20 protein-coding genes are annotated in these 25722 nt (G+C 44.9%); 11 read left to right on the top strand and 9 right to left on the bottom strand.

Annotated features, from left to right (window positions below; genetic code table 11):
* The first annotated feature begins 79 nt into the window (after positions 1 to 79).
* Positions 80 to 2434 (top strand): fatty acid cis/trans isomerase, encoded by a 2355-nt coding sequence (locus FLM53_RS18730; protein ID WP_176679878.1) that lies wholly within the window; start codon positions 80 to 82, stop codon positions 2432 to 2434.
* Positions 2435 to 2561: 127 nt separating this feature from the next.
* Here the strand turns inward: FLM53_RS18730 and torS are convergent, their stop codons facing one another.
* Positions 2562 to 5558, bottom strand: a complete 2997-nt coding sequence (gene torS, locus FLM53_RS18725; protein WP_176679879.1) for a TMAO reductase system sensor histidine kinase/response regulator TorS — start codon at positions 5556 to 5558, stop codon at positions 2562 to 2564.
* A gap of 92 nt (positions 5559 to 5650) precedes the next feature.
* Here torS and torT point away from each other — a divergent pair, with 92 nt between their 5' ends.
* The gene (gene torT, locus FLM53_RS18720) at positions 5651 to 6784 is read left to right on the top strand and encodes a TMAO reductase system periplasmic protein TorT (protein WP_256099330.1); all 1134 of its coding nucleotides are present in this window, start codon (positions 5651 to 5653) and stop codon (positions 6782 to 6784) included.
* Positions 6785 to 6845: 61 nt separating this feature from the next.
* A complete protein-coding gene (locus FLM53_RS18715; RefSeq protein WP_017632301.1) occupies positions 6846 to 7301 on the top strand; it encodes a methylglyoxal synthase in 456 nt (151 codons plus the stop codon).
* A 104-nt stretch (positions 7302 to 7405) separates the two neighbouring features.
* On the opposite strand, the gene FLM53_RS18710 is transcribed toward FLM53_RS18715, so the two are convergent.
* Together FLM53_RS18710 and helD are read right to left on the bottom strand one after the other, a co-directional pair.
* Positions 7406 to 7756, bottom strand: a complete 351-nt coding sequence (locus FLM53_RS18710) for a VOC family protein (RefSeq protein ID WP_176679880.1) — start codon at positions 7754 to 7756, stop codon at positions 7406 to 7408.
* A 92-nt stretch (positions 7757 to 7848) separates the two neighbouring features.
* Positions 7849 to 9924, bottom strand: a complete 2076-nt coding sequence (helD, locus tag FLM53_RS18705; protein WP_176679881.1) for a DNA helicase IV — start codon at positions 9922 to 9924, stop codon at positions 7849 to 7851.
* A 177-nt stretch (positions 9925 to 10101) separates the two neighbouring features.
* On the opposite strand from helD, the gene yccS reads away from it, so the two are divergent.
* From yccS to FLM53_RS18680, 5 genes are all read left to right on the top strand, one after another.
* Complete coding sequence (gene yccS, locus FLM53_RS18700) at positions 10102 to 12285, top strand: YccS family putative transporter (protein WP_176679882.1); 2184 nt, start codon at positions 10102 to 10104, stop codon at positions 12283 to 12285.
* A gap of 332 nt (positions 12286 to 12617) precedes the next feature.
* Positions 12618 to 12803: a hypothetical protein gene (locus FLM53_RS18695; protein ID WP_017629650.1), complete on the top strand. Its 186-nt coding sequence runs from the start codon at positions 12618 to 12620 to the stop codon at positions 12801 to 12803.
* A 121-nt stretch (positions 12804 to 12924) separates the two neighbouring features.
* On the top strand, positions 12925 to 13245 hold the full coding sequence (locus FLM53_RS18690; RefSeq protein WP_176679883.1) for a hypothetical protein: 321 nt from the start codon (positions 12925 to 12927) through the stop codon (positions 13243 to 13245).
* Between the two features lie 185 nt (positions 13246 to 13430).
* Positions 13431 to 14693 (top strand): hydroxymethylglutaryl-CoA reductase, encoded by a 1263-nt coding sequence (locus tag FLM53_RS18685; RefSeq protein ID WP_176679884.1) that lies wholly within the window; start codon positions 13431 to 13433, stop codon positions 14691 to 14693.
* A gap of 75 nt (positions 14694 to 14768) precedes the next feature.
* Complete coding sequence (locus FLM53_RS18680; RefSeq protein WP_176679885.1) at positions 14769 to 15680, top strand: LysR family transcriptional regulator; 912 nt, start codon at positions 14769 to 14771, stop codon at positions 15678 to 15680.
* Between the two features lie 58 nt (positions 15681 to 15738).
* Here the strand turns inward: FLM53_RS18680 and FLM53_RS18675 are convergent, their stop codons facing one another.
* The 3 genes from FLM53_RS18675 to FLM53_RS18665 all read right to left on the bottom strand — a co-directional run bounded on the left by FLM53_RS18675 (position 15739) and on the right by FLM53_RS18665 (position 19121).
* The gene (locus FLM53_RS18675; protein ID WP_176679886.1) at positions 15739 to 16653 is read right to left on the bottom strand and encodes a YjjW family glycine radical enzyme activase; all 915 of its coding nucleotides are present in this window, start codon (positions 16651 to 16653) and stop codon (positions 15739 to 15741) included.
* 24 nt (positions 16654 to 16677) lie between these two features.
* On the bottom strand, positions 16678 to 18234 hold the full coding sequence (locus FLM53_RS18670; RefSeq protein ID WP_176679887.1) for a YjjI family glycine radical enzyme: 1557 nt from the start codon (positions 18232 to 18234) through the stop codon (positions 16678 to 16680).
* A gap of 287 nt (positions 18235 to 18521) precedes the next feature.
* Positions 18522 to 19121: a class I SAM-dependent methyltransferase gene (locus FLM53_RS18665; protein WP_048660386.1), complete on the bottom strand. Its 600-nt coding sequence runs from the start codon at positions 19119 to 19121 to the stop codon at positions 18522 to 18524.
* Positions 19122 to 19282: 161 nt separating this feature from the next.
* On the opposite strand from FLM53_RS18665, the gene FLM53_RS18660 reads away from it, so the two are divergent.
* Positions 19283 to 20161: a LysR family transcriptional regulator gene (locus FLM53_RS18660; RefSeq protein ID WP_016797108.1), complete on the top strand. Its 879-nt coding sequence runs from the start codon at positions 19283 to 19285 to the stop codon at positions 20159 to 20161.
* A 139-nt stretch (positions 20162 to 20300) separates the two neighbouring features.
* On the opposite strand, the gene FLM53_RS18655 is transcribed toward FLM53_RS18660, so the two are convergent.
* Entirely contained in the window at positions 20301 to 20651 is a 351-nt protein-coding gene (locus tag FLM53_RS18655; RefSeq protein WP_176679888.1) for a hypothetical protein, read from the bottom strand.
* A gap of 364 nt (positions 20652 to 21015) precedes the next feature.
* Between FLM53_RS18655 and FLM53_RS18650 the strand changes: the two genes are divergently transcribed.
* A complete protein-coding gene (locus FLM53_RS18650; protein WP_176679889.1) occupies positions 21016 to 21912 on the top strand; it encodes a cation diffusion facilitator family transporter in 897 nt (298 codons plus the stop codon).
* A 23-nt stretch (positions 21913 to 21935) separates the two neighbouring features.
* On the opposite strand, the gene yddG is transcribed toward FLM53_RS18650, so the two are convergent.
* Positions 21936 to 22868: an aromatic amino acid DMT transporter YddG gene (gene yddG, locus FLM53_RS18645; protein WP_176679890.1), complete on the bottom strand. Its 933-nt coding sequence runs from the start codon at positions 22866 to 22868 to the stop codon at positions 21936 to 21938.
* Positions 22869 to 23048: 180 nt separating this feature from the next.
* Positions 23049 to 23723 carry a pyrimidine 5'-nucleotidase gene (gene yjjG, locus FLM53_RS18640; RefSeq protein ID WP_176679891.1) on the bottom strand — a complete coding sequence of 225 codons (675 nt, stop codon included), beginning with the start codon at positions 23721 to 23723 and terminating at the stop codon, positions 23049 to 23051.
* A gap of 657 nt (positions 23724 to 24380) precedes the next feature.
* On the opposite strand from yjjG, the gene yiaY reads away from it, so the two are divergent.
* Complete coding sequence (gene yiaY, locus FLM53_RS18635) at positions 24381 to 25529, top strand: L-threonine dehydrogenase (protein WP_176679892.1); 1149 nt, start codon at positions 24381 to 24383, stop codon at positions 25527 to 25529.
* Positions 25530 to 25722: the final 193 nt, after the last annotated feature.

Below are 25722 nucleotides of genomic sequence, written 5' to 3'. Positions count from 1 at the left end.
GTCTACAAAATTGTTAGAACATGAGCATTTTCAATCATTTTCGATATAATTAGAGAAAATGCCTAATATCTAAATACGTATGAATTTGAAAAAACTCTTCATCTTAGCTTTTGTTAGCGTCTTCTCAGGTTGTGCCGTGTACGCGGGTTTAAACTTTGACGAGCTGTTTGGTGAACAGCAAGTACGCGATCGCCAAGCTCCTATTCTTTCGGCTCAATCACAACACTTCATCAACGAAGTGAAGCCGATCATTGATAACCGATGTGTGGTTTGTCACGCTTGTTATGATGCGCCTTGCCAACTCAAAATGTCTTCAGTTGAAGGCATCGATCGTGGCGCAAGCAAAGCTCTCGTTTATCAAGGTACGCGTTTAACGGCATCTGCCCCGACTCGCCTATTTGAAGATGCATTGACCACTCAAGAGTGGCGTGAAGCCGACTTCCACCCCGTGCTTAACGAGCGTATGCAAAACTCAACCGCTAACCTCGATGCGGGTCTTGTATCTCGAATGCTGATTCAAAAAGAGAACCATCCGCTTCCAGACCAAAAGCAGTTGGATGGTTTCGACTTCTCGATTGATCGCGACCAACAGTGTCCGACCATCGAAGAGTACGCTCAATACGAAAGAGATTACCCAACTTGGGGCATGCCTTATGGGATGCCTAACCTAGACAAGGCCGAGTATGCGACGTTAATGAGTTGGTTGGAAAACGGCGCGTTAATGAATGAACATATTCCGTTGAGCGAAGCCGAGCAAGAGTTGGTTAATGTCTATGAAAAATTCCTCAATAAGAGTTCGAGAAAGAGCCAGCTCTCTGCGCGTTACATCTATGAGCACCTGTTTCTATCTCACGTTTATTTTTCTGATTTAGGGCAGCCAACACGTTTCTTCTCGATCGTTCGTTCTACAACACCTCCGGGCGAAGCAGTACAGCGCATTACGACTCGTCGCCCTTACGACGATCCAAAAGTTTCTCGCGTTTACTACCGATTGATTCCAGAGCAAGGCACCATTGTCGACAAGACACACATGCCTTTCGCGCTAAATGAAGAGCGTCTACAAAAATGGAACACTTGGTTTGTTGATGCTGATTACGTGGTAAATAAGCTGCCTAGTTACGACGTTGATGTTGCCGCTAACCCAATGACTTCGTTTGAAGCTCTGCCTGTTAACTCTCGCTTCAACTTCATGTTGGATAACGCACAGAACACCATCATGGCGTACATTAAAGGGCCAGTGTGTCGTGGGCAACTTGCGCTCAATGTAATTAATGACCGCTTCTGGGTGTTCTTTATCGACCCTGAGAAAGCCGATCTCCCAGAGATTAACGACTTTTATGCAAGCCAAAAGAAAAACTTAAAGCTGCCAAGCGAGTTGGAAAGTAACACAGTCCCTGCGACTAACTGGGTGCGTTACTCTAAGCAACAAGCACGATACCTAAACGCGAAATCAGACTTCACTAACAAATGGTTCGAAAGTGGCGTAAACCTCGATACAGGCATCATTTGGGACGGTAATGGCACCAACCCGAATGCGGCTTTAACGATATTCAGACACTTTGACAGCGCTTCCGTTGTTCAAGGCTTAGTTGGGCCACAACCTAAAACGGCGTGGATCCTTGATTACGCCCTACTCGAGCGTATTCACTACCTGCTTGTTGCTGGCTTCGATGTATACGGAAACTTCGGCCACCAGCTGATTACCCGTATGTTCATGGACTTCTTACGTCTCGAAGGTGAGAGTAACTTCTTAACCCTTCTTCCTAAAGACGTTCGCCACCTTGAGCACTCAAGCTGGTACCAAAACCAGAGTGTACAATTGAGCGATTTCTTGCAGCGTAATATCGCCCCTTTCGATCAGCCAACCAGCGTGGTGTACAAAACGGCCGATCCTAAACGTGAGTTGCTGGATATGATCAAACAAAAGCTCGAGCCAGTTCTGAATAACCGTTTTGATATTGTCGAAACAGGCTTTAGTAAGAAGAACGAAGCGCTCTTGAATCAAGTTAGCTTAATCAAGGGAGAAGGCTTACGCCACGTTCCTCAGTTGGTGATGATCATGATTGAAGGCGAGAATGGCGAAGAGCAACTCTTTACCATGATTCACAACAACGCTCACAGCAACATTTCGAGCCTGTTTAATGAAGAAGGTAACCGCGATTACGCCAACGATGACTTAACACTCGTACGTGGCGTTGTAGGCAGCTACCCAGCGGCTTACCTATCACTAACCGAAAGCGACATTCCGACTCTGGTTAAAACGCTACAGAACTTGAACACGGAAGAAGACTACGTGGCGTTGCTTGATAAGTTTGCTGTACGACGCAGCTCTCCGGAGTTTTGGCCGTTCAGTGACCGAGTTCATCGCTGGTATCAACAAGCGCAACCTATCGAGTTCGGCCTGTTGGATTACAACCGCTTTGAGAACCGCTAGTTTTCACACATAACATTTAAAAACAAAAATCCTCTGTCTTGGCAGAGGATTTTTTGTATATGGTTGCTTGTTTAAGTTGGACTCAGGTTAATCTAAGAAACTCGTTTATCACAAAGAGTAAGCAGCATCAGACATGTTGTTGCAGTGCCACTAGAGATTCCCTAACTAGCTCTGTTAACTCTTCAGAGCTCTCTCTGTATTGCGTTAAAGGCTCACTGCTTATCTCAATGTTCTTACACACATCAAACAGGGCTAATAGTCCTAAGCTTCCCGCAGACCCTTTGAGCTTATGCGCGAGCGATTTCACCTCACGAGCGTTCTCCGCATCATTGGCATCAGCCATTTCTTTTAACGTCTCAAGGCTGCTTTGTTCAAATAGCCCCACAATCTGCTTCATCTTGTCCAAACCAAGAATAGACAAGTCACCTTCAATTACTTTGCTATCAATTATCAGTTTGCTATCAGAAATGGTCACAGAACTTTCCTCTTGGTCTCGCTGTTCAACTTTGGTTTCGGCTACAAGGTCGCTCTCAATGCGCTTTTCACAAAACCCATGCTCGTTTCTCTTGCAGGTCGAATCATTAGGATCAGGCTGTGGCAATAACAAGGTCTTGCCATCTAGCTGAGTCACTATCAGCCTTGCAAGTGCTTCTTTCTCCAGAGGCTTAGGCAAGAAACCATCGAAACCCGACGACAAATAGCTTTCGACTTCTTCGTTAAACACGTGAGCCGATACAGCAATCATCGGTGGCACTTTACGTGTTGCTGCTTGTTCGTGTTGGTTTGCATCGTCTTTCAACTGTTGAATCAATTCAACGCCATCGCAATCCGGTAAGTTGATGTCCACCAACGCAATATCGAACTCTTGTTCACTGAATATAGCTCGTGCTTCTTGCCCTGTTGTCGCGATGACCACATCGTGGCCTAAGTTATTCAAGAAGCCTTCCGCAACTATGCAGTTCACTGGGTTGTCTTCAATTAGAAGCACCTTAGCGCGAATACAGGCTTCAACAATTGTAACTTTGTTTTCAATCTTCTCGCCCACTTCAAGAGGCAGGGAGAACCAAAACTGACTGCCCTCACCTTCCTCAGAATGAACACCAATATCACCGTTCATAGCTTGCATAACGCTCTTACTGATCGCTAAGCCAAGCCCCGTGCCACCAGTTTTGTTGCGGCCGCTTTCTGTTTGGCTAAACGCATCAAACAGGCATTTCTGTTCACTGATATCGATACCAACACCAGTATCTGAAACCTCGAACATCACACGGTTTTCATCTTCCAGATCAAGGCTAACAAAAATATCTACTGAGCCGCTGTCGGTGAATTTGATGGCGTTACCGACCAAGTTATTGAGGATCTGGCTGATGCGAGTGACATCCCCGCGCCAGTAACGCTGAACGTCACTCTCAATGAAGTAGTGAAAGTCGAGTTTCTTCTCGGATGCTCGCCCTTCCATCAATTGATAGGTGTCTTGAACCATTTGATGCAAGTCGAACGACGCGACACGCACTTCTAAATGTCCCGCTTCAATTTTGGAATAATCCAACACGTCATTAAGGATCGCTAATAGGTTCTTACCACTGCGGTTAATGATATCGGCATAGCCCGATTGCAGCTGATTCAAGCCGGTGTCTTTCAGTAACCGAGCCGTACCCAACACACCGTTCATCGGCGTTCGAATTTCATGACTCATGGTCGCCAAGAAAGCAGACTTCGCTCGGCTTGCTTGTTCCGCAGCGCTGCGCGCTTTGGCGTGGTTGGTTACTTCGACATTTAGCTTTTCATTGGTTTGTTGAAGTTGATAAGTACGCTCAGTAATCAGTTCTTCCAGTTGTTCTTTATGTTCTTCAAGCTCACGTTTGGCTTTGGCTTCACCCACCGCCACCACTTGCAGCGCTTGTGCAGTGTTTCTCGCGGTAATGATCGCCTCGCCCATATGAGCAATTTCATCATTACCTTTTACCGAAATATCGATATTCAAACGCCCTTGAGCGATAGACATTAATGCGGTCGAGTATTCAGCGAGGCGTTTCACCACCGAGATATACACCACGCGCCACACGATAAACGCCACGATAATAAGGCCAATAATCGAAATCACCGACAGTGACCACTGTGCAACACTCAATGTTGACGTCAGCTCGTCCACCGCCTTCTTGGTGCTCAGGTTTGAATCATCGACCAATTGGTTAACGGTTGTGTTTAACTTGGAGAAAAGCTGCAGTGTATTCTGCATCAAAAATTCAGATTTCTTGGTGTTCTCATATTGCTCAAGCGAGATATCAAACACCACTTGGCGCTTGCGAAGCTCATCAAGCAGCAATGACATTTGTTCTGAACGAGTCGGGTCTTCTACCGCTTTAACACGGCGATCCATGATTTTAAGATTGGCTTCAAACTCTGATTGGATTTGATGAATGCGTTCAACGTTGGTAACGGTTTGCGTTTCTTCAATCTGGTTAAGGATTTTAAAAGCAAGAAGGTGAAGTTCGTGTAAGCGCTCAGAAAGATCTAAATCGACTTCAACTAATGCATCAAGGGCTTGATAGGCTTTGTCGGTTTGTTTGGTTTCTAGCAGGTCGTAGATATGGGTTACGTTCGCAATCGCGATGGTTGCGGTGTTCAACACTTGCGTACGTGTGAGCTGTTCCAGCTCTTCAGCCAAGAACTTCATCTCTTCAACGCGTGCCGTCAACTCTTTGTTGAGCCAAAGCTTACGTTCAACCGATACACCCAGCTCTGCCAGTGTATTGATGACACTTTCAACGTGGGTCTCAAGTTCATGCAGCAGTTGGGAGTCAAAGCTATCAACACCCAACTCTTTAATATGAGTAAGAAGAGCTTCAAGTTGGCCGAATAGCACGGTGCCCGCCTCTTTTCTCTCTTGCTCGTTCTTGGCGTTTGAGAGAGTTTGAACGGAGGAAATAATGCGGTTACTGAGCTCAGAAACTTGTCGTGCTTCAATCATCGCAGGGAGCGCAGAATCTACGACGTTTCTTTCTGTTTTCGCCACAAAGCTAAATCCAGAGACACCGATCAATGCCGATACAAGAACCAAAAGCGCCATGACCAAAAACGAAGCAAGTAGCTTGCGTCCAATACTTGCTGTGGCTAACAACATATAACTTAAACCTTAAAACGATCTTCTTTACCCACCCAGAATACGCTATATTTTGTAGTGTTTCTTATCTAAAGCCAATAAAACACCAATTCATGCTATCTAAAACGCTCGCGACAACAATCATTTCCTCTTTACTTGGCTTATTTGCGAATTCGGCCTTCGCTGCGACTTCATCAGAAGAACAAATCGCGCCATTGAACTCACTGATGACGGAAAGCTCCGATGTCGTGCTAAGTTCAAAGAAAATATCCAAACCAGCGGATGAAAGCCATGTTGAGCTGCTCCCTGTACCAAAAGCTGAAACCTCTGCGGGTGTAGAAAAGATCTGTGCGATCTACCCTCACCTAAAAGACTCTTACTGGTTGTCGGTAAACTACGGCATGATCTCCGAAGCGAAAAAACAAAATGTAGAACTTCGGGTACTAGAGGCTGGCGGTTACCCGAACATTTCAAAGCAAGCCTCTCAAATGCAGCTTTGTGTTAAATGGGGTGCTGACGCCATTATCTTAGGCACAGTATCACCGGATGCTTACTACGACACACTGACCAACTGGGTAGGCTCTACCCCAGTTTTTGCAACGGTTAACGAACTGACCTTAAGTGAAAAACAACAAAAAGTATTAAAAGGCGTGGTGGGCGTTGATTGGTATCAGATGGGATATGACTCAGGAAAATTCCTAAGCGACTTACACCCTAAAGGTACCGGTAAAACAGACGTTGCTTTGTTGTTAGGCCCTCAAGCAAGTGGTGGCACCAAACCTGTCGCACTTGGCTTCTACGACGCAATAAAATCGAGCGATATTAATATTGCTGTAAGTTACTGGGCGGATAATGACAAAGAGCTGCAGAGAAACTTAGTCCAACAAGTCATTGAGCAGCCTGAAATCAAATACATTGTTGGTAGTGCGGTTGCGATTGAAGCCGCGATCAGTGAGCTCAGAGCTGCTGACAAATCAGACGAGATTGGATTGGTTTCAGCTTATCTCAGCCACGGTGTGTACCGCGGGTTGCTTCGCCATAAGGTACTGTTTTCACCAACAGACAAAATGGTTGAACAAGGACGCTTGTCCGTAGAGCAAGCCACGAATTACTTGCGCTCAAAGCCATACGATAAACATGCAGCGCCAGAAATTGAAATTCTGACGCCATCAACACTAAAAGATCAGGTTATTGCCGACTCGCTCTCACCTTCTGAGTTTCGACCTGTATTCAGTGTTCAACCTTAGTGATATATTCGAGAAAGAATTTAGAACAATAAGAATTAGACCAATAATTTAGGGAACATTCATGCAAAAAACAACACGTACAATGCCAACGCATAAGCATATCGCCTTAGTTGCTCACGACCACTTCAAGCCTGAGCTACTTAGATGGGTAAAAGAAAATAAAGAGAAGCTACAAAGCCACTTCCTTTATGCGACAGGCACAACGGGTTCTCTACTAAGCAAAGAGACAGGCTTAGCAATTAAGAGCATGATCAGTGGCCCTATGGGCGGCGACCAACAACTTGGCGCACTTATCTCTGAAGGCAAAATCGATATGCTGATTTTCTTCTGGGATCCACTAAATGCCGTTCCACACGACCCAGATGTGAAAGCACTGCTTCGTATTGCGAGTGTTTGGAACATTCCAGTAGCAACCAACCGCGCGACTGCAAACTTCCTGTTTAACTCTTCATTGCTTGAAGAAGAAGTGATCATCGAGATCCCAGATTACGAAGCGTACCTAGCTGAGCGTACTTAACGCTTACGTTTAATGCGTTACATACTAGAAAGCCTGCTTAATCGCAGGCTTTTTCTTGTCTGAATATATTTTTATTGTCTGAATATAGAAGTGTTGAGTAGAGGTTATTTATCACTCCATACTGCCATCTCGTTGCCGCTAGGCTCTCGAAAGTGGAAGCGTCGACCACCAGGAAAACTGAATATCTCGCGGTTTACTTCCCCACCAGCCTCAATCACATCGCGTTCGGTCTGCTCAAGGTCTTTACTGTAGAAAACCATCAGTGCTGCACCTTTATCTGCATTGGAGGCTAGATCCGCCAAATAGAACCCGCCCATTAAGCCTTTACCTTCAAAAGCAGTATACTCAGGGCCGTAATCTTCAAATTTCCAACCAAACACTTGGTTGAAAAACGCCTTGGTTGCTGTGATGTCACGCGCTGCAAATTCAATGTAGTTGATTGAGCCATGTTCCATATCTGCTTCCTTCTGCTTTCGGACTTCAACCTAATAAGAATAAGGCGAAAGTGGCTTGAAAATCTAATCTTAGACGATCACCTCTATTGGCATCACTTTTTACGAACTACCGGGTAATCCGAACCATGCAGTTCTTGAACGAAACCAGACCCATCTCCGCTGTGCGTGATCCATACCTTCTCTTTCGCACGAGTCATTGCCACGTAGAACAGGCGACGCTCTTCAGCATAAGGGAATACGTCTGATGATTCCGTTAATGCACCATCAATATGCAACTGTTTCTTCTTCGCCGGGAACTGCCCTTCGTCCACACAAAGGATAATCACAAAATCGGCTTCTTTACCCTTACTGGCGTGACAAGTCATGAAGTTGATATCGATGGAAGTAAAAATCTTCTTCCAGTCTTCCAACAACTCTGGTTTGTGGTAATGGTTACGACCAAGCAACAGCACAGACTTGTTAGTTTTGCCCTTAGACTGTCGGTTCAATTGGTCGAGGATCTTCTCAACTTCTTTACTTGGCGCACTGTACACCGACTTTTGTTTCTGTTGCTTGAAGCTGTTCAGTTCTTTCGGCAATTGAATCGGGTTTTCTTGTACAAAGCGATTGGCAACCGCACCTAACTGATTATTAAATCGGTAAGTGGTGTCGAGATGATGAATCGTCGAACTCTCGAAACGATCTTTAAATCCAGTCGTGAGATCCACATCGGCGCCTGCAAATTGGTAGATTGACTGCCAGTCATCCCCCACAGCAAAGATAGAGGCTTGGTGCTGAGCTTTCGACTGATTACAAAGCGCTTCAACCAAAGCAAGACGATCTGGTGAGATATCTTGATACTCATCGATCATGATGAACTTCCAAGGCGAGATAAACTTACCTTTTTCCACGTATTGGGTAGCACGGCTGATCATGGTCGAGAAGTCGATATGGTTCTCTTCTTTCAGTGCTTTCTGCCATGCAGTCACACAAGGCCAACACAGGGATAGTTCACTGTTAAGGCGCGTGTAATCTCTGTGATCAATAAGCTGCTGCTGTACTTCTTTTTTGGTTAGGCCTGACGCATTCAGCTGTTCAAGTTGCTTCTCTAGCCAGCCAATCAATTTAAGGTTTGAAACATGGCTGCCAAGTTCATCATCACCCGTTAGGTAGGCAATTGGCCATTTAGACAAGTGCTTTTGCCAGCGTTTGAAGTTGGTTGGCGTCATCCAGTGCTTTTTCAACCAATCAATGCACCAAGCTTGGCGTTGATTGTCATCCAAGGCTAATGGAGAAATCACCACACGCTCGGTTTCAACCTGATTCAGGATCTTCAAACCTAACTGGTGGAAAGTACTCACTTGTACCTTCTCGGCAGATAAGCCAATTTTGCTATCCAAACGCTGCTTCATCTCTTCTGCGGCTTCACGGCCAAATGCGAGCAGTAGAAGCTCTTCCGCTTGTGCCTGATGACTTTGCAGAAGATAAGCGACACGAGCAGTCAACACACTGGTTTTACCCGAGCCAGCCCCTGCAAGAATCAGGTTGTGATCATCATTCATCAAGATCGCATATTGTTGCGATAAGTTCAGAGGAGACGACTCACACTGAGCAAACAACACTTCCCAGTTTTTTCTCTCTGTCTCTAGCCATTGCTGGTTTCGATCGGCTTGCTTGATCTCGGTTTCAGATAGCCAAGGCTGCATTCGCGCGATGCGATTCGGCATGCGCTGCGCGGCTTCTTCTAAAGTCATGGTCATACTTTCTAAACCAGCGTTGACCATGTCGACCCAAGTGTTGACTTTAGAATGAGGTAAGAAGGCAGGAAGCTGCTCTAGGCGTGTTAATTCGGCTTCCCATTTAGGAACGTGCTCAGCCAACTGTTCACACTGTGTATCGTGCCATTTTTGATAAGCGGCAACCGATGTACGTGCAAACTGACGACATTGATCCCACGGCAAACCTTGAACTAACCAACTGCGCTGTTTACCGTCTTGTTGGTTAGCAAAAAACTGTAACGATCCCCAAAACAATCCGCGCTTTATCGCGATCTTGCCACTCCAAATAGTAAACGGGATACGTTCTTCACTGCCCACTGAAGATAACAGCAGACGTGAACCATCAAGTTCAACCTGATGATATTCATTTTGAATAAAAAACTGTGCAGTCTTGTTAGCGCTTAGCTGCATTGGAGTGTGCTCTTAATTAGGAATATTGAATTTATATCATGATGCAATGAGAATTAATAATATCTCATATCTTATCGACGCTTTCATGACCACCTACGGGCAATTATGGATAAGTATCAAATTCTTGTGCTTGATTTCTGTTAGGATTATGGTTTTTAGTGTGTCAAGTGAGCGACTGTGGACTTTTCAGCCAAATTACGCCTCTATTGGGCGAATAAAACCATAAATTACAGCGTATTAATTCTCATCACTCTGCTCGGTGTTGTCGTTCCTGCTTGGTATTATGGGCAAAACACACTCATCACTCCATTGATCTTAGGTGTCATCGCCGCTGCACTAGCAGAAAGTGATGACAGCTTTACGGGACGCTTGAAAGCGCTCACCCTGACCTTTATCTGTTTTGCGATCGCCGCCTTTTCTATTGAACTGCTGTTCGACACACCTTGGTTATTCGCATTAGGTCTTTTCGCATCCACATTCTCGTTCATCATGCTCGGCGCAATTGGGCCTAAATACGCCAGCATCGCCTTCGGTTCTCTGCTGGTTGCTATCTACACCATGCTCGGCGCTCATGAGAGCATCAACTTGTGGTTCCAGCCGTTATTACTCTTAACAGGTGCAGCTTGGTACTACTTCATGTCGATGATTTGGCAGATTGTGTGGCCAATGCAACCTGTGCAGCAAAACCTTGCGAACGTGTTCGATCAGATTGGCACCTACATGGGTTCCAAGGCTGAACTATTCTACCCGGTATCTGATCTTATCCCTCAACCACACCGCATTATTGAAGCGAAATTAAATGCGAGTACCGTCAATGCACTCAATATGTGTAAAGCAACCCTGCTTAATCGCTCTAAACGCGGACACATTGACGGACCCAGTGACCGATTCTTAAATACTTACTTCATCGCACAAGATATTCACGAGCGTGTGAGTTCAACCCACTACCGTTATCAAGAACTAGCCAAACACTTTGAGCGTTCTGATGTGCTGTTCCGTTTTAAATATCTGCTGGAAGCGCAAGCAACCGCATGTAAAGAAGTGGCGAGCTCACTTAAGGTTGGCGCGGAATACCAACACGGTGATAAATCAGTATTGGCACTTGATGAACTGATGTCTTCGCTGAATCATCTGCATCAGCAAAACAAACCAGAATGGAAGCCATTGCTGAGCCAATTGGATTATCTATTCAATAACCTCGCAACGGTTGAAAAGCAGCTATCGAACATCAGTAATCCAGATGCAGAGAAGTTAGAAGAAGATGTCTTAGACGATACCAATCCGCACACCTTGACTGCGATGTGGCAAAAGATTAAAGCCAACCTGCATACAGATTCGATGCTGTTTCGTCACGCGATTCGTATGGCCATTACGCTGACTCTCGGTTACGGAATTATTCAAGGTTTTGACATTGAACGCGGCTATTGGATTCTACTGACGACGCTATTTGTATGTCAGCCAAACTACAGCGCCACCCGTCAAAAGCTGACTGCGCGTGTCATTGGCACCGTTGCAGGCTTATTGATTGGCGTTCCACTACTGACCTTCTTCCCTTCTCAAGAAAGCCAATTGGTATTCATTGTGATCAGTGGCGTGATGTTCTTTGCGTTCCGTATCAACAACTACGGATTCGCAACTGGCTTCATCACTCTGTTGGTACTGTTCTGCTTTAACCAACTTGGCGAAGGCTACGCCGTAGTGCTACCAAGGCTGGCTGATACCTTCATAGGCTGTGCCCTCGCTGTATTGGCGGTGGTTTATGTGTTACCTGATTGGCAATCAAAACGACTGCATAAAGTGATGGCTGATGCTCTTGATTCCAACAAGAACTACCTCGCGCAGATCATTGGCCAATATCGTGTAGGTAAGAAAGACACGCTGAATTACCGTATCGCCCGCCGCAGCGCACACAATAACGATGCGAATCTGACTGGTGCTATCAGTAACATGTTGGTGGAACCCGGTAAATATCGAACTTCTGAAGATGAGAGCTTTCGCTTTCTAACGCTGAATCACGCCCTACTCAGCTATATTTCGGCACTGGGCGCGCACAGAACGCGTATTGACGACGAATCCACACACAAGCTCGTTCTGGATGCACACCGTGTGATACACGAGCACCTTGATGCTCTGAATGATCAACTCTATTCACATCGTGAACAGTGTGAGGTTAAAAATGCATACGACCCTGAACTTGATAAACGTCTAAGTGAGTGGCGAGAAGAAGATGAAAGCTCTGTCAGAATGGTCTTACAACAGCTCCATTTGATTTATCGAATGCTTCCAGAACTGCATACGCTAGCGACCAAGTTTGCGGTTAAGGTGAAGATTGATAAACCGCTCGATAAAGCTGATTCTTAATAGACAAACAAAATACTGTAAAAACAAAAAGATAGCATTAATCGTACACCTTTTGATCATTTGTTACAGTTATATGTTGCTCTACCAATACCTCTAATTGAGTAGAGCAACTGCTTACCTACCCTTACCCCATAAGGGTTAAGACGATTTTTACGTTGTAGGAATTTTCTGACTTTGATTGACCAAGCCTTAACTTTACCTAACATTTCTCGGACAAAAAACGACCAGAGGAATTTATAGTTGTCTTAGTTCTAGGAAATTACAAATTTCGTTTAATATTCACTTAATCTTGTTTGATTTCCTGCACCAGTAGTCTATGCTCAATTGAGCATATGGATTTGCACCAAGGTCACATTATGAATACACAACAATTCGAAGCATTCAAACAACAGATTCAGCTTCTTAGCCCACAGCAATTAAAAGCATTGCAAGGCGAGATTGACGGTAATCTTGAAACGGAACAACAAACTCTTCTTACCGATGAAGAGCTAAATGCGTTGAACGACCTGTTCAGTTAATAGACAGACGTCACTATTTTAGTTTAAGTACTCCGTTTCACTGTAAATTTTACCCCTTCACCATTGCGCTCAAAATATCGTCCACCTAGACTTATTCAACACGTCAATTAAAGGTTCTGCTATGTCGATATCTGGTATTCAATCTGGTTACGCCATTATTCAGCAGTCAAACAACATGGCTGAAGAAGCCGCGCTCGAACTCAATCAAGCCTCTAAACACACTCCAGAATCCGATGATGCTTTCAAAGGCAGCGATCTCAGCTTCAACCAAGTAGAGCCTGAACAATCCATTTCGTTTAAAGACAAAGATCCAGAACCTATTTCATCCTCAACCGATTCACTATTGAAGCTAACCCAAAGTGCCAGTTATAACCGTGTGGGAGCGAGTGTGGTTGATCGTCAAAACGAAGCGATCGGCAGTCTTCTAGACATCCACATCTAAGCTATACTTACTGTTCGCACTTGTTTTCAATGTTCTAAATCAACTTGATTCAACCACTTTGGGCGCTTTTTGACGCAATAAGCACACAAACTGTAACTCATTATATCTGACGCTTGTTTCTGGTTTATTACTCGGTAGAATCAGCGCAAACCAATTTGCTGCACAAACTTTACTTCATACTATTTATGCCAAAACTAAATCTGCATCGCCGTGACTATGTTTCTATTTTAGGAGGCGACATCTCCGCAGACGAATTAGAAAAAAAGCTTCAACCTCACTTTGAAAAGCCAGTAAATAAGCTGACACCTAGCCCCTACCTGACAGAAAAGAATCTCACACGCCGTTGGACTGCTCTCGATAACGCTGAATCGCAAAAAGAGCTGCTCGATTCGCATACCGAAAGTCAGATTCAAGCTTACGAGAAAAACATCGAACACTTCATTGGAACTGTGAAAGTGCCTGTCGGTGTCTCAGGCCCATTAAGAGTCAATGGTCTGTTTGCTGAGGGTGATTATTTGGTACCACTCGCGACCACTGAGGCTGCGCTTGTCGCGTCTTACAACCGTGGTTCAAAGCTCATTACAGCTTGTGGTGGCGCAAGTGCGATGTTGCTCAATGAAGGCGTAACACGTACTCCCGGTTTTGCATTCCAAGGTTTAGTAGAAGCAGGACAGTTTGTGGCTTGGGCAGTAACCCAATATGAGCAATTTAAAACCCTAGCGGAATCAACCACATCACACGGCAAGCTTACCGATATCAATATCAACATCGAAGGCAACCATGTCTACTTGGTGTTTGAATTTCTAACTGGAGACGCTTCTGGTCAGAACATGGTAACCATCGCAACCAATGCCGTGTTTGAATACATCATTGAGAATACGCCAGTTAAGCCTGACCATGCTTTCCTTGATGGCAACTTATCGGGCGACAAAAAAGCCAATACCCAAACCTTGCGCAGCGTGCGCGGCAAAAAGGTAACCGCTGAAGTTAATATTCCAGCAGAACTTGTTGCTAAGTATCTACATACCACGCCAGAGAAAATGGTTCAGTTTGGTCAAATGACCACTGTGGGCGGCGCTCTGAGCGGCACTATCGGTATCAATGCTCATTACGCGAATGCACTTGCTGCTCTTTACATTGCTTGCGGCCAAGACGCGGCGTGTGTTGCTGAGTCTGCGATTGGTATGACTCGTATGGAATTGAACAAAGAAGGCGGCTTATACGCGAGCGTGACTCTGCCGAACCTGATGTTGGGAACTGTCGGCGGTGGTACTGGGTTACCAAGCCAAAAAGCGTGTCTCGATTTGTTAGGACTGCACGGTAACGGTAAATCACAAGCCTTAGCTGAAGTATGTGCGGCGCTGTGTCTGGCTGGCGAGTTATCGATTGTCGGCGCATTCTGTGCAGGCCACTTTTCACGAGCTCACCATAAGTTAGCTCGTAAATAACCTTAATCCAATTTGGCTTGTTCGGTTTTGTCGTTCGTGCAAAATCACAAGCCAACCTGAATACGTGAGTCACACATGGATTACTTACACTTATCGAGAGTGAGCCTTAAGCACCTCACTGCGCTGCATATTATGCTGAACACCCACAGTGTGACTCAAACGTCTGAGCAGCTTTGTGTGAGCCCTTCGAGTGTAAGTAAAACACTCTCGCAACTGCGTGACATCCTTAACGATGAACTCTTCTATCGAGACGGCACCAAGCTAATCCCAACACCTTTTGCCTTAAAGATAGCCCCAACCGTTCATGCCATTCTTTCCAGTATGAATGGACTCCTTCATCAGAAGAGTTTTACTCCAGAGGAGTACCAAGGCAGCTTTTCGCTCTCGATGCGTGAAAGCACCTTTGAAGTGTTCGCCTCAAAGATCAGTAAAATCACCACTGAACTTGCGCCTAAAGCGAAACTCAATATCTATTCGAAACAGCAACTTGGCTTCGATGCTTTGCTTAGCGGCAAGGTGAATTTGATCTTATTGCCTCACGATATATCCCAACCACCGACAGATAATAAAGAGCTGGTATGGGAAACCATTCTGCCCGATGAGATGGTGTGTTTGATGGGTGCCCACCACCCGCTCGCTCAGCAAGAACTGACGGTCGAGGGCTATTTGGATTACAAGCACATAGGTATTTTAGATAACGAACTGTCTCAGCCTTACTTTGAGCAAAACTTAGTTCAATGCCACCAGCCGAGAGAGATGGCGATATCGGTAGCGGACTTTGGTGCTGCAGCCGTGCTTTGCCATCACACGCCTTTCTTGTTCACCTGTTCAAAGCAATGGGCTGAGCATGCAAAACAAGCACAAGGTTTGGTGAGTAAGCCACTTCCCTTCGATTACGGAAAAGTGGCGTACAGCCTAGTATGGAACAAACCAAACATGAATGATCAAGCCATCAAATGGTTGTGTGACTTGTTCTTAGAAGCTTAATACTTTTAAAGACTTAACGTTGTTAGAAGCCTGACTTAACGTCTAAGCAATTTAGAAGCTAGGTATAAACCTCTGGCGTTTGCATCGGTCTTTGAACTATCGCGTAGAGCTTGTCGTGAAAGCTCTGCATTTGTTGCTCTGTACATTTAGACCACTCTAACGCTTCGCCGATCACGCCGTGATGTTGAAAAGCATTAAGTCGAATCCGAACATCACTTGGCAATCCATTTAAGTAATAGCCAACTTGCTCTATCTCGTCCTCAAGGTCACTTTTGTCCGGAATATGCAGCAACCGAACTTCATGCAACTTACCTTGTCCCGCCAAGTAATTGATGGTTTCAAACACACGATGGTTTCCTCTGCCGACCAACCATTGGTGTGTTTCTGATTGCCAGGATTTTAGGTCAATCATCGCACCATCAAGGTAAGGCAATACTCGCTCCCAGCCTTGTTTCGACAGCGAACCATTACTGTCTATAAAACACGTTAAGTGTGCCAACTGCGAATCGCTTTTGATTGCTTGAAACAGTTCGATGATAAACGACAGTTGCATAGTCGCTTCGCCACCCGAGACGGTAATACCGCTCAGGAAGAATTGGTTATGCCTAACGAGTTCAAGTACTTCAGAGACCGTCATCGATGTGATTTTCGGGCTTGATTTGTGGTTACAGATGTCAATACACTGATCGCAGTTGGTGCAAGCCACCGGATCCCATTTCACTTTGCCATCAACAGTGCTTAGCGCACCGCTTGGACACCCGCTAACGCAGTCTCCGCAGTGGTTACAGTGATTAATGCTGTGTGGGTTGTGACAGGTTATACAATCGAAATTACACCCCTGTAGAAACAGCACTAGGCGATTTCCCGGTCCATCAACACAAGAAAAGGTCAGCACACGGCTGACCTTCGCTTGTTTTTCTGTCTTATTGTTATTAACCCTAGCCATTTGAGTTGTTAGATCAGAAATTTTCATAATTAATGTGATTCGATCGCAACGCTATTCGTACGTTGGCGACATCTCTAAGCTCGCCACGCGCGGTTTACGTTCTAAAATTCCCGTATTCTTAGCAGCTTCAGCCCCTAAGAAAGTCGTGTTAGTGCGTGAACCTTGTTCGTCGTATTTAGCAATATCTGACAGCTTAATCATATAGCCCGTCACGCGAACTAGGTCGTTCGATGCCACGTTGGCAGTAAACTCACGGTAGCCCGCTTGGATTGCGCCTTTACACAGATTGAACATCGCTTCAGGGTTAGATTTCACGGTTTCGTCGATGGTCAGTATGTCGCTGATACCTGAGGTATAGAACTTGTGATGACCCGCAGTCGCACGAACGTAAGAGACAGGATCCGGCTCCGTACCATAAGGGATACGCACACCTGGGGTTACATCTTCATCTAAGCTGATACCACCTTGAGCGTGCAACAGAGCCTTGCCTTCCAACCCATACTTCACTTCAGAGCTTTCAACAATCTCAGCCAGCTTTTCTGAGATACGATGTCCAAGTTGGTTAGCTTGTTCGTCATGACCATAACGCCCTGCTTTGCCCTCTTTTTCCATCAAGATGTTCACAGCTTCAGCCATACCGTAAATGCCAAACATTGGTGCGAAGCGATCTTCTTCGATCAAACCTTCTTTGGTTAAGAAGCCTTCGAAGAAATTAGACTCTTCATGCAAGAAACGGCTACGCGCGTTCATCAGCTCAACCATGATACCGCTGTAGTTTGGTAGCACTTGTTGTAAGAAATCGACACTGTCCTCAGACTTCAACGCCACTTGTTTCAGGTTCATACGTACTAGCGTATTTGAACCACCCGCTAGAGGTAGAGAGTTGTAACAGCTCACGATGCCAAAACGCTTATCACCGTAGGCCGCAGCGTGTGCTGGGTAGTTGGCGATGTGTGGCTTGCTGCATTCACAGATGTTATTCGCAGCATGACGCAACAGATCATCAGGTGTCACTGCTGGGTCGTACATAAAGGTTAAGTTAGGTGCGATCTGCTTAAGTTCAGCATCGACACGTAAAATAGTGCGGCAGATAATATTATCCGTAGGGCCGATATTCACATGCATGAAAGCATCTGGCAGCGTGCGATCCAACATAATCCAGAACAGCTTAAGCTTTTGATAAACCTGCTGCTCTGTTAAGTCGCCAACGAAAGGCATCAACACATCGTCCAGTTGACCTAGGTAAACCGGAATGGAAGTCACTGACGGAACGTGATGATAGAGGATGGTCAGCATGTTCAATGCTTCGTCGAAATTAGTTGCCGCGCTAAGCTCTAAATACTTTGAGCCTTGATGTAAGTATTTAGAATAATCGGGAAGCACATAGCGCGGCTTAAATGGGGCGTGACCTTCAAACATGTCACATAGCACACCTTGTTGTAAGGCTTGCTCTACTTCATTGCTTACCGGCATATACGGCAGGCTTGCTTCAGCTTCTAAGGCAAGATAGCTCGATTTCTGTTTTGGCGACAGATTGGCATCTGAAATGATATTGCTAAAGCGTTGTTGTTGCTCTGAAAGTTGTGGAGAAGCAGATTGGTGGCTCATGATTAAACCCTTAAAATTGTTATGGGCTTATTTTATCTCTCACCGTTACATTTCCACTAATGAAATGTATGCAAGACTATTTTTCCAAAATGGAAATCATATATTTGGAATTAGCCGTCATCAAGACACTAGCTCTAGGAATAGGAATAGTCCGTTTAAAACACGAAGCCGTAAAAATAGAAAAACCCACATAACTGGCTTTAAGGCCGTTGATGTGGGTTTCGTTATTTAGGTTTGCTCTGTCAGAGTTGGCTAAAAGCAATACTCTTTACAGATAAGGGAAGCAATTACAGATGAGGGAGCACTTGTTTGCGTCCAACGCCCATCAGTACTTTTAACTCACCTTGCGGTGTATCAACCGAGAACGGTGTCGACACTTCAACAACAGAGAAACCTGCCGCACTCAATACATTCTCCGAGCGCTGCTGGCTTACGCCATAATCTTCACTGCCGTTTTCTAGGTACCAATCCCAGTGGACAAAGGTGCCGTCATTTTCAAGCAATGTGTAAATCAGACTGACTGTGTCTTGTAGGTTCGGGATAAAACCACACACCGAAGAAGCAACCACTAGGTCAAACTGGTTTCTGAATGCTGGATGTTGCGCTGCTAGTCCGCGCGATAAAATATCAACAACCGGTTCAACGTTTGGTAACTCTTTCTTATCTAACTCTTCAATCATCCCTTCGGAGATGTCGAGTGCGATGATCTCTTTTGCTAAAGGAGATATTTTCTGGCTGAGTAGTCCTGTACCACAACCAAAATCAAGGACACGGGTTCCGTTTAAATCAACGAGCTGTGTCAACTGGTCAAATACGGACTGTGCGAATACTGCGGTCGCGGGATCTTTATCCCAATCAACGGCGTACTCGTCCCATTGTTTCGCCATCATGGCCTCCATCTTTACTTCTTGTAGGTTCGGAACTTCCCCAGAGTAAACCAAATTAGTCAATTCGTCATAGAGTTATCATGCAAAGATGGACTATTTCTAAGATAGTCAGCACAATATTCAGATAATATGCACCGACACCCGCTCAATATGGAAATGAAATGAACCTTTCTCAAGTCCAAGCCTTTTGTTCTGTTGCTGATTTAGGATCAGTATCTGAAGCTGCACGCCAGCTCGAATGCAACCGAACCAAACTCAGCATGTCGATTAAAGCCTTGGAAAAAGAGTTAGATGTAGAACTGTTCGTACGTAGCGGAAATCACGTCGAGCTGTCTGAGGCAGGCAAAGCCATCTATAAAGATTGCGAAGGCATGTTAGTGACGGCAGCACGCATTAAACAAACGTGCTTGCATGTGTCTGGCGAATTCAACGCCGAGATATGGATTGCCCGCGACGACTCATTACCCGATGAGATGTGGCAGGATTTATCGCACGCCCTCAATAACAAGTACCCTTCGACTTCATTCAACTTCGTTCTTGCGTCGAGTGGCGATTTAGCGAACTTGGTTGAAACTCAACAAGTGGATTTCGCTTTTGGTGTCGATTATGAACGTGTCGATGACCCGCGCATTATCTACAACCCGCTTGGTAAGATTCGAATGATGTCGGTGTGCAAGAAAGGACATGACCTGAGTGCGATGCGACGTGTTTCTGATGAGGTGTTAAGAAATTCGATGCAAGCGACCATGGTTTATCTCAATGAAAAGGATAATCCTGAGCTTGAGCCCTTCTCGCGCCGCTACATTGGTTTCTCTAGCTTTGACTTTATGCTGGATACGATTTTGCGTGAAGAAGCATGGGGCGTAATGCCTGAGCCGCTGATCCGTCACTTGCTACGTGAACAAGAGTTAGCAGTAATCAAACACACTTATGGCCTGACTCAAGAAGACTACTGCATGTTTACCGCGGCAGGTATGGCAGAACACCCTGGTATGAACTGGCTCGCAGATCAGCTCAGCGACTACTTGTTCGATTTCTAATTTTAGCTTCCAATATCTAATTTTATCTTCCCAATCTAAGAGCGGCGCGAGCTATTGCCTGCGCCGCCTTTTGCAAACTAAGACTATGTAACTTAATACCAATGCAACCTAATACTGATATAACCAAAAGCTGAATCGCTTAGAAAACCATGACGTGATCCACCAAGTAACGCCCTTCTTCCTCAACCAGTACCATTTCAGCCACAAACTCGCCTTTCGCAATGGTATACGCTTGCTTCCACACAAAGGCGATAGAATCAGAACGTCTGAATAGCGCTACTGGCTCACGTTCAGCAAAGAAGCCATTGCTATGCTGATAATGATGACACACCTTCTCCAAGTACTCAGGCGTTACGATATCCTTCATTCGCTGTGTAAAGTCTCGACAGTGTTGTGCATGGTCAACCTTGGTTGAACCTTCCATCAAGTTATCCATGATAGGCGTTGCAATCGCCCATAACTCGCTGTCATTGAGGTTATCAAACTTCATATTTATCCATTCCTTGATACAGATGTCATACAGCTACAACTGAACGATTTACGCGACGTATTCGAACGCTAACGCTCCCTTTATCGATATGCTTAAGTTTATGTAAACATTGAGCTCACAAAGCTATGCGACACTGATGACTGATATATTTCATTAATCATAAACCATCTAATCTCAGTTGCACACATCCCCTAGAAAACAGTCATCGCCAACTTTATTGACACCTCAATATCATCCTAAACTACTGAATTACAATAATTTTAATGAACTACTTAAATAGTACATATAAACGTCATCAGATAAGGTTTGTAAAGTTAGCTCATTATTAGAACAATGAAGTTATCAAAAACATCTGGAAAATATTATGTGTGACAGGAAAAGCCAAAACAAAAACCGAGTACTATTGTTCTCAGCCCTTTTAGCATCAGGCTTCGCTATTGGCGGATTGGTGTTGGGTCTTATCGTTGGCTCTCTGGTCATAGTATTTGACGGTGTCTATTCTCTTATCAGCTTACTGTTAACTTTATTGTCACTAGCTGCTTCAAAATACATTAATCGCCCTTCAGATAGAGAGTTTCCGTTCGGTCGAGCTATCATCGAGCCGATTGTGATTGCGATTAAAGCCGTTGTGATTTTACTTGTGGTTGGTTATTCGCTTTACTCTGCGATTGGTGCCTTGATGACAGGTGGTCGTGAGGTCGATGCTTCTATCGCAACTCTGTTTGGTATTTTCAACGTGTTGGGTTGTGGTTACGCTTGGTGGTACATCGCTAACAAGAGCAAACGTATCTCTTCAGGTCTGATTCAAGCCGAATCTAAACAGTGGCAGATGGATACACTATTGAGTGTCGCGGTAACGGCTGGTTTCGTCGTAGCGTGGGCAATGACATTCTCACCTCTTGCGTCATACGCTGTATATGCCGACCCAATGATGATGTTACTGATGTCTTTCTACTTCATCAAAGTTCCATTCGACATGTTGCGAGAAGCAATGCGTGAACTGCTGATGATGTCGGCAACCAAAGACATTTGTGATGCGGTAGATAAAAACGTGGTAGCTGTAGACAAAGAAGCGGATCAAGATTTGGAGCTAATGGGCGTGACTAAGGTTGGTCCTGAGCTAAGAATCAACGTTGATATTCATACCAACGACCAAGATGCGATTGCGGTTGATGATATTGAACGTACGCGCCGCCAACTTAAGCGACGCTTATCGAAGATGCCATATGAGCTTCAATTGAATCTCAATATCGCGAGTTAAGACTCAAGAAAGCCTCTTACTAACTAAGACTCTGATTGAACCTTTTTAGAAGCCGACGCCGTAACCGTCGGCTTTTTGTCTCTGGTTACCCACCAGCAAGCTAAAGAACCAATCGTCACCATACAAACGCCCTGCCAAAACGTCATGCTCAGTGACAAACCTAGAATCATGGAAGACAGTAAGGTCGCAAAAATAGGCGTGAAATAAGACATGGTCGCTAGGAAGACCATATTGCCGCCAAGTATCGCCGTGTTCCAAAGTGCGTAACCTGCACCCATACAAACGCCTGCCAACACTAAGTCAATCGCGGCACTGGTTGTCATCGCCATGCCGGTTTCGTTACTCAATGCGTATTTGATCCACAAGGTGATTGCCGTCGCGATAAAGAACAACACAATCGCATTCTGCCCTTTCGCCACTTTCTGAGTGTAATTACAGTAAACCGCCCAAATAATCGCGCCGAAAAACGCCATTGAGTAAGTTTTAGGGTTAGTAGCAACATTGGCCGCGATTTGTTCAACAGAAAGCCCCTGGTCGCCACTAATGCTCCAAGCCACGCCAAAGAAGGCTAAGAAGATACTTGGGTAAACCAACCAGTTAATCTTTTTATCGCTGAGAAGTACTGCGAACAACACCGTCAATGCAGGCCATAAGTAGTTGATGACAGCCATTTCCAAGGCTTGATGTCGATTGTTTGCCATTCCTAAAGCCAAAGCCAAGAAGATCTCATAACAAACGAACAGAGCACCACCAATCAACAGATACGACTTAGAGAAGCGCGACAGCTTAGGTAAACCCATAACACAGACCAACAACAACGAGCTCACTGTATAAAGGCTGGCTGCGCCACCGATTGGGCCCAGTTGTTCTGATACGCTACGAGACAGCGCGATTAAGCAGCTCCAAAGTAAAATGGCAGCAATGCCGTAGCAGCTATGGCGATGAGATTTCAGCACGCCTCTTCCTTTTCTTTATTGTTATTGGGTAATCGAAGCGAGCTTAAAACAAAAATAGGCTTAAGCACCACTATCGATAACTTGCAGTAGGTAAAAATAAGTAGCCGAGCACATAACTGCACTCGGCTATCAATCATTCACTCAAAAATCTAAAAGCAATTAGCAATTAGCAATTAGCAATTATGCCAATAAGAGTGCTTGCAGGTCAGCTAAAGACTTAACTTGATAATGAGGGTTAATACCTGCTGGTGCCGCTTTCTCTTGGCTGTTCAACCAACACGTCTCAATCCCAAAATCCAAGCCGCCTAAAATATCTGAATGCGGGTTATCTCCGACCATCAATACGCGTTGTTTTGCTGGTAAGCCAACAAGCTTGTGTGCATGTTCAAAGATTTCAGCGTCTGGTTTCGCGACACCGACTTCTTCAGAGATGATCACATGGCCAAAGTAATCGGTCATTCCGGTGCGTTCTAAACGGATAGATTGCAGCTCGGTAAAACCATTCGTGATGATGCCCATGTTAACTTTGCCTTTTAAAGACTCCATCAACTCTTTTGCACCAGGGAGCAGAGAACAGATATCCGCCATTGCGGTCAAAAATGCACTGTTTAGTTCTGCTGTTGTTGTCTCTAACTTTGTTGCCCAGCTTTCAAAACGCGCGTGCTTCAGTTGAGCTGCCGTAATGCGGCCATCTTGGTAATCTACCCAAAGTGGTAAATTCACCTCTTGGTAAACCGAATAATCCTGTTCACTAAAGTCCACACCAAAACGGGAGAACATCAGCTTCATTCCTTGAAAAGCATCAAAGTGGAACAAGGTTTCATCCGCATCAAAGAATATCCAATCGTACTTCATTTTCTGTCCTGTTATTCGCGCTGTTGAGCAGTGCTGTGTCTGTTTTTATCGTAGTTTTGCTTAATTTTTCTCTTCGCCTTGTAGGCTGGCAATCACTTTACTCGTAAATCTGTGAGCCTGTATATAAATCTAACAATTTATAGAAAACAAGCAGCAAGTCATGATGTATCGCAAATTTTGCCACATATTAAACCAATACCATACAAGAAATACATTTAAGTACCGGGAGGTATTATGAAGCACTTCTTACCGTCATCTGTCATGCTCACCCCATTTCTTGTTAAATATTATGATGAAGAATCACAAGACACCTCTGATTCTTTAAATTCCGATGAGCCTCAACAACCTCAAGTTACATGCAGCGATGACTCAATTGAGATATCGAAAAAAATGAATTAGAAGCAACTTTGACTGAATAGCCGTTATTTTTCATGGTTATAGAGTGCCATTCTGCGATTAAATCAATCAATTGCTTGCCATCCATTACTGACAATAAACATATCTGAAAACCATAAAAACGATTGCTATATGAGCCCTATCACAACGAATAGCCACAAAGTGGTAGTTCGGAATCAAAGTTGTTCCAGATCAATGGTCGACCAGTTGATTGCCGACACCATGTAGGAAATTAAAAATCATAATTAACGGAGTTTTCCAATGTCTACTGCATTTTACATCCCTACAATCAACTTCATGGGTACTGGCTGTCTGAAGGATGCTGCTGATAGCATTCAGTCTCAAGGCTTTAAAAAAGGTCTGATCGTTACAGATAAGATCCTTAACCAAATTGGCGTAGTTAAGCAGGTACAAGACCTTCTTAGCCAGCGTGGCGTAGACGCAGTTGTATTCGATGGCACTCAACCAAACCCAACCATCACTAACGTTAACGATGGTCTTGAATTGCTGACTGACAACGATTGTGATTTCGTTGTTTCTCTAGGTGGTGGTTCTCCACACGACTGTGCAAAAGGTATCGCGTTAGTTGCTTCTAACGGCGGCAAGATTGCAGACTACGAAGGTGTCGATCAGTCTGAAAAACCTATGATGCCTCTTATTGCTATCAACACAACAGCAGGTACAGCATCTGAAATGACACGCTTCTGCATCATCACTGATGAAGAGCGTCACATTAAGATGGCTATCGTTGATAAGCACACAACACCGCTTATCTCAGTAAACGACCCTGAGTTGATGCTTGCTAAGCCTGCATCATTGACTGCAGCAACGGGTATGGACGCGCTAACACACGCAATCGAAGCTTACGTTTCTATCGCAGCAACGCCGATCACAGACGCAGTAGCGATTAAAGCGATTGAACTTGTGCAAGCACACCTAAGAACAGCAGTATCGCACGGTGAAGACATCGAAGCTCGTGAGCAAATGGCTTACGCACAGTTCATGGCTGGTATGGCATTCAACAATGCTTCTCTTGGCTATGTTCACGCAATGGCGCACCAACTGGGTGGTTTCTACGACCTTCCACACGGTGTATGTAACGCTATCCTGCTGCCACACGTTCAACGCTACAACGCGCAAGTTTGCCCTGAGCGTCTACGTGATGTTGCAAAAGCAATGGGCGTGAATGTTGAAGGCATGACACCAGAGCAAGGTGCAGAAGCGGCTATCAACGCGATTGTTCAACTAGCAAACGACGTGAACATCCCAACAGGTATCGCGCAGCTTGGTGCTAAGCTAGAAGACATCCCAACTCTGTCTGACAACGCGCTGAAAGATGCTTGTGGTTTCACTAACCCTAAACAAGCAACTCACGAAGAGATCTCAGCGATCTTCGAAGCAGCAATGTAATCGAGGTTCTAGAAACCAATCGATATAAGCACAAACGGGCTCACATTCTGAGCCCGTTTTCTTTTATCTGTCCAATCCCTTCCAATCTTAGTCTTCCCCACTCCCAAGATCCGTAAATCAATAACGACTCACCACGAAAAGTCGCATTGTTGCGATCGCTTGGTTATAGTCAACCTATTGATATATAGAATGA

The organism is Vibrio sp. Scap24 (assembly GCF_013394185.1).
GTDB lineage: Bacteria > Pseudomonadota > Gammaproteobacteria > Enterobacterales > Vibrionaceae > Vibrio > Vibrio pomeroyi.
Note: the sequence above shows the minus strand (reverse complement) of the source record. Positions and strands in the feature narration are given on the sequence as shown.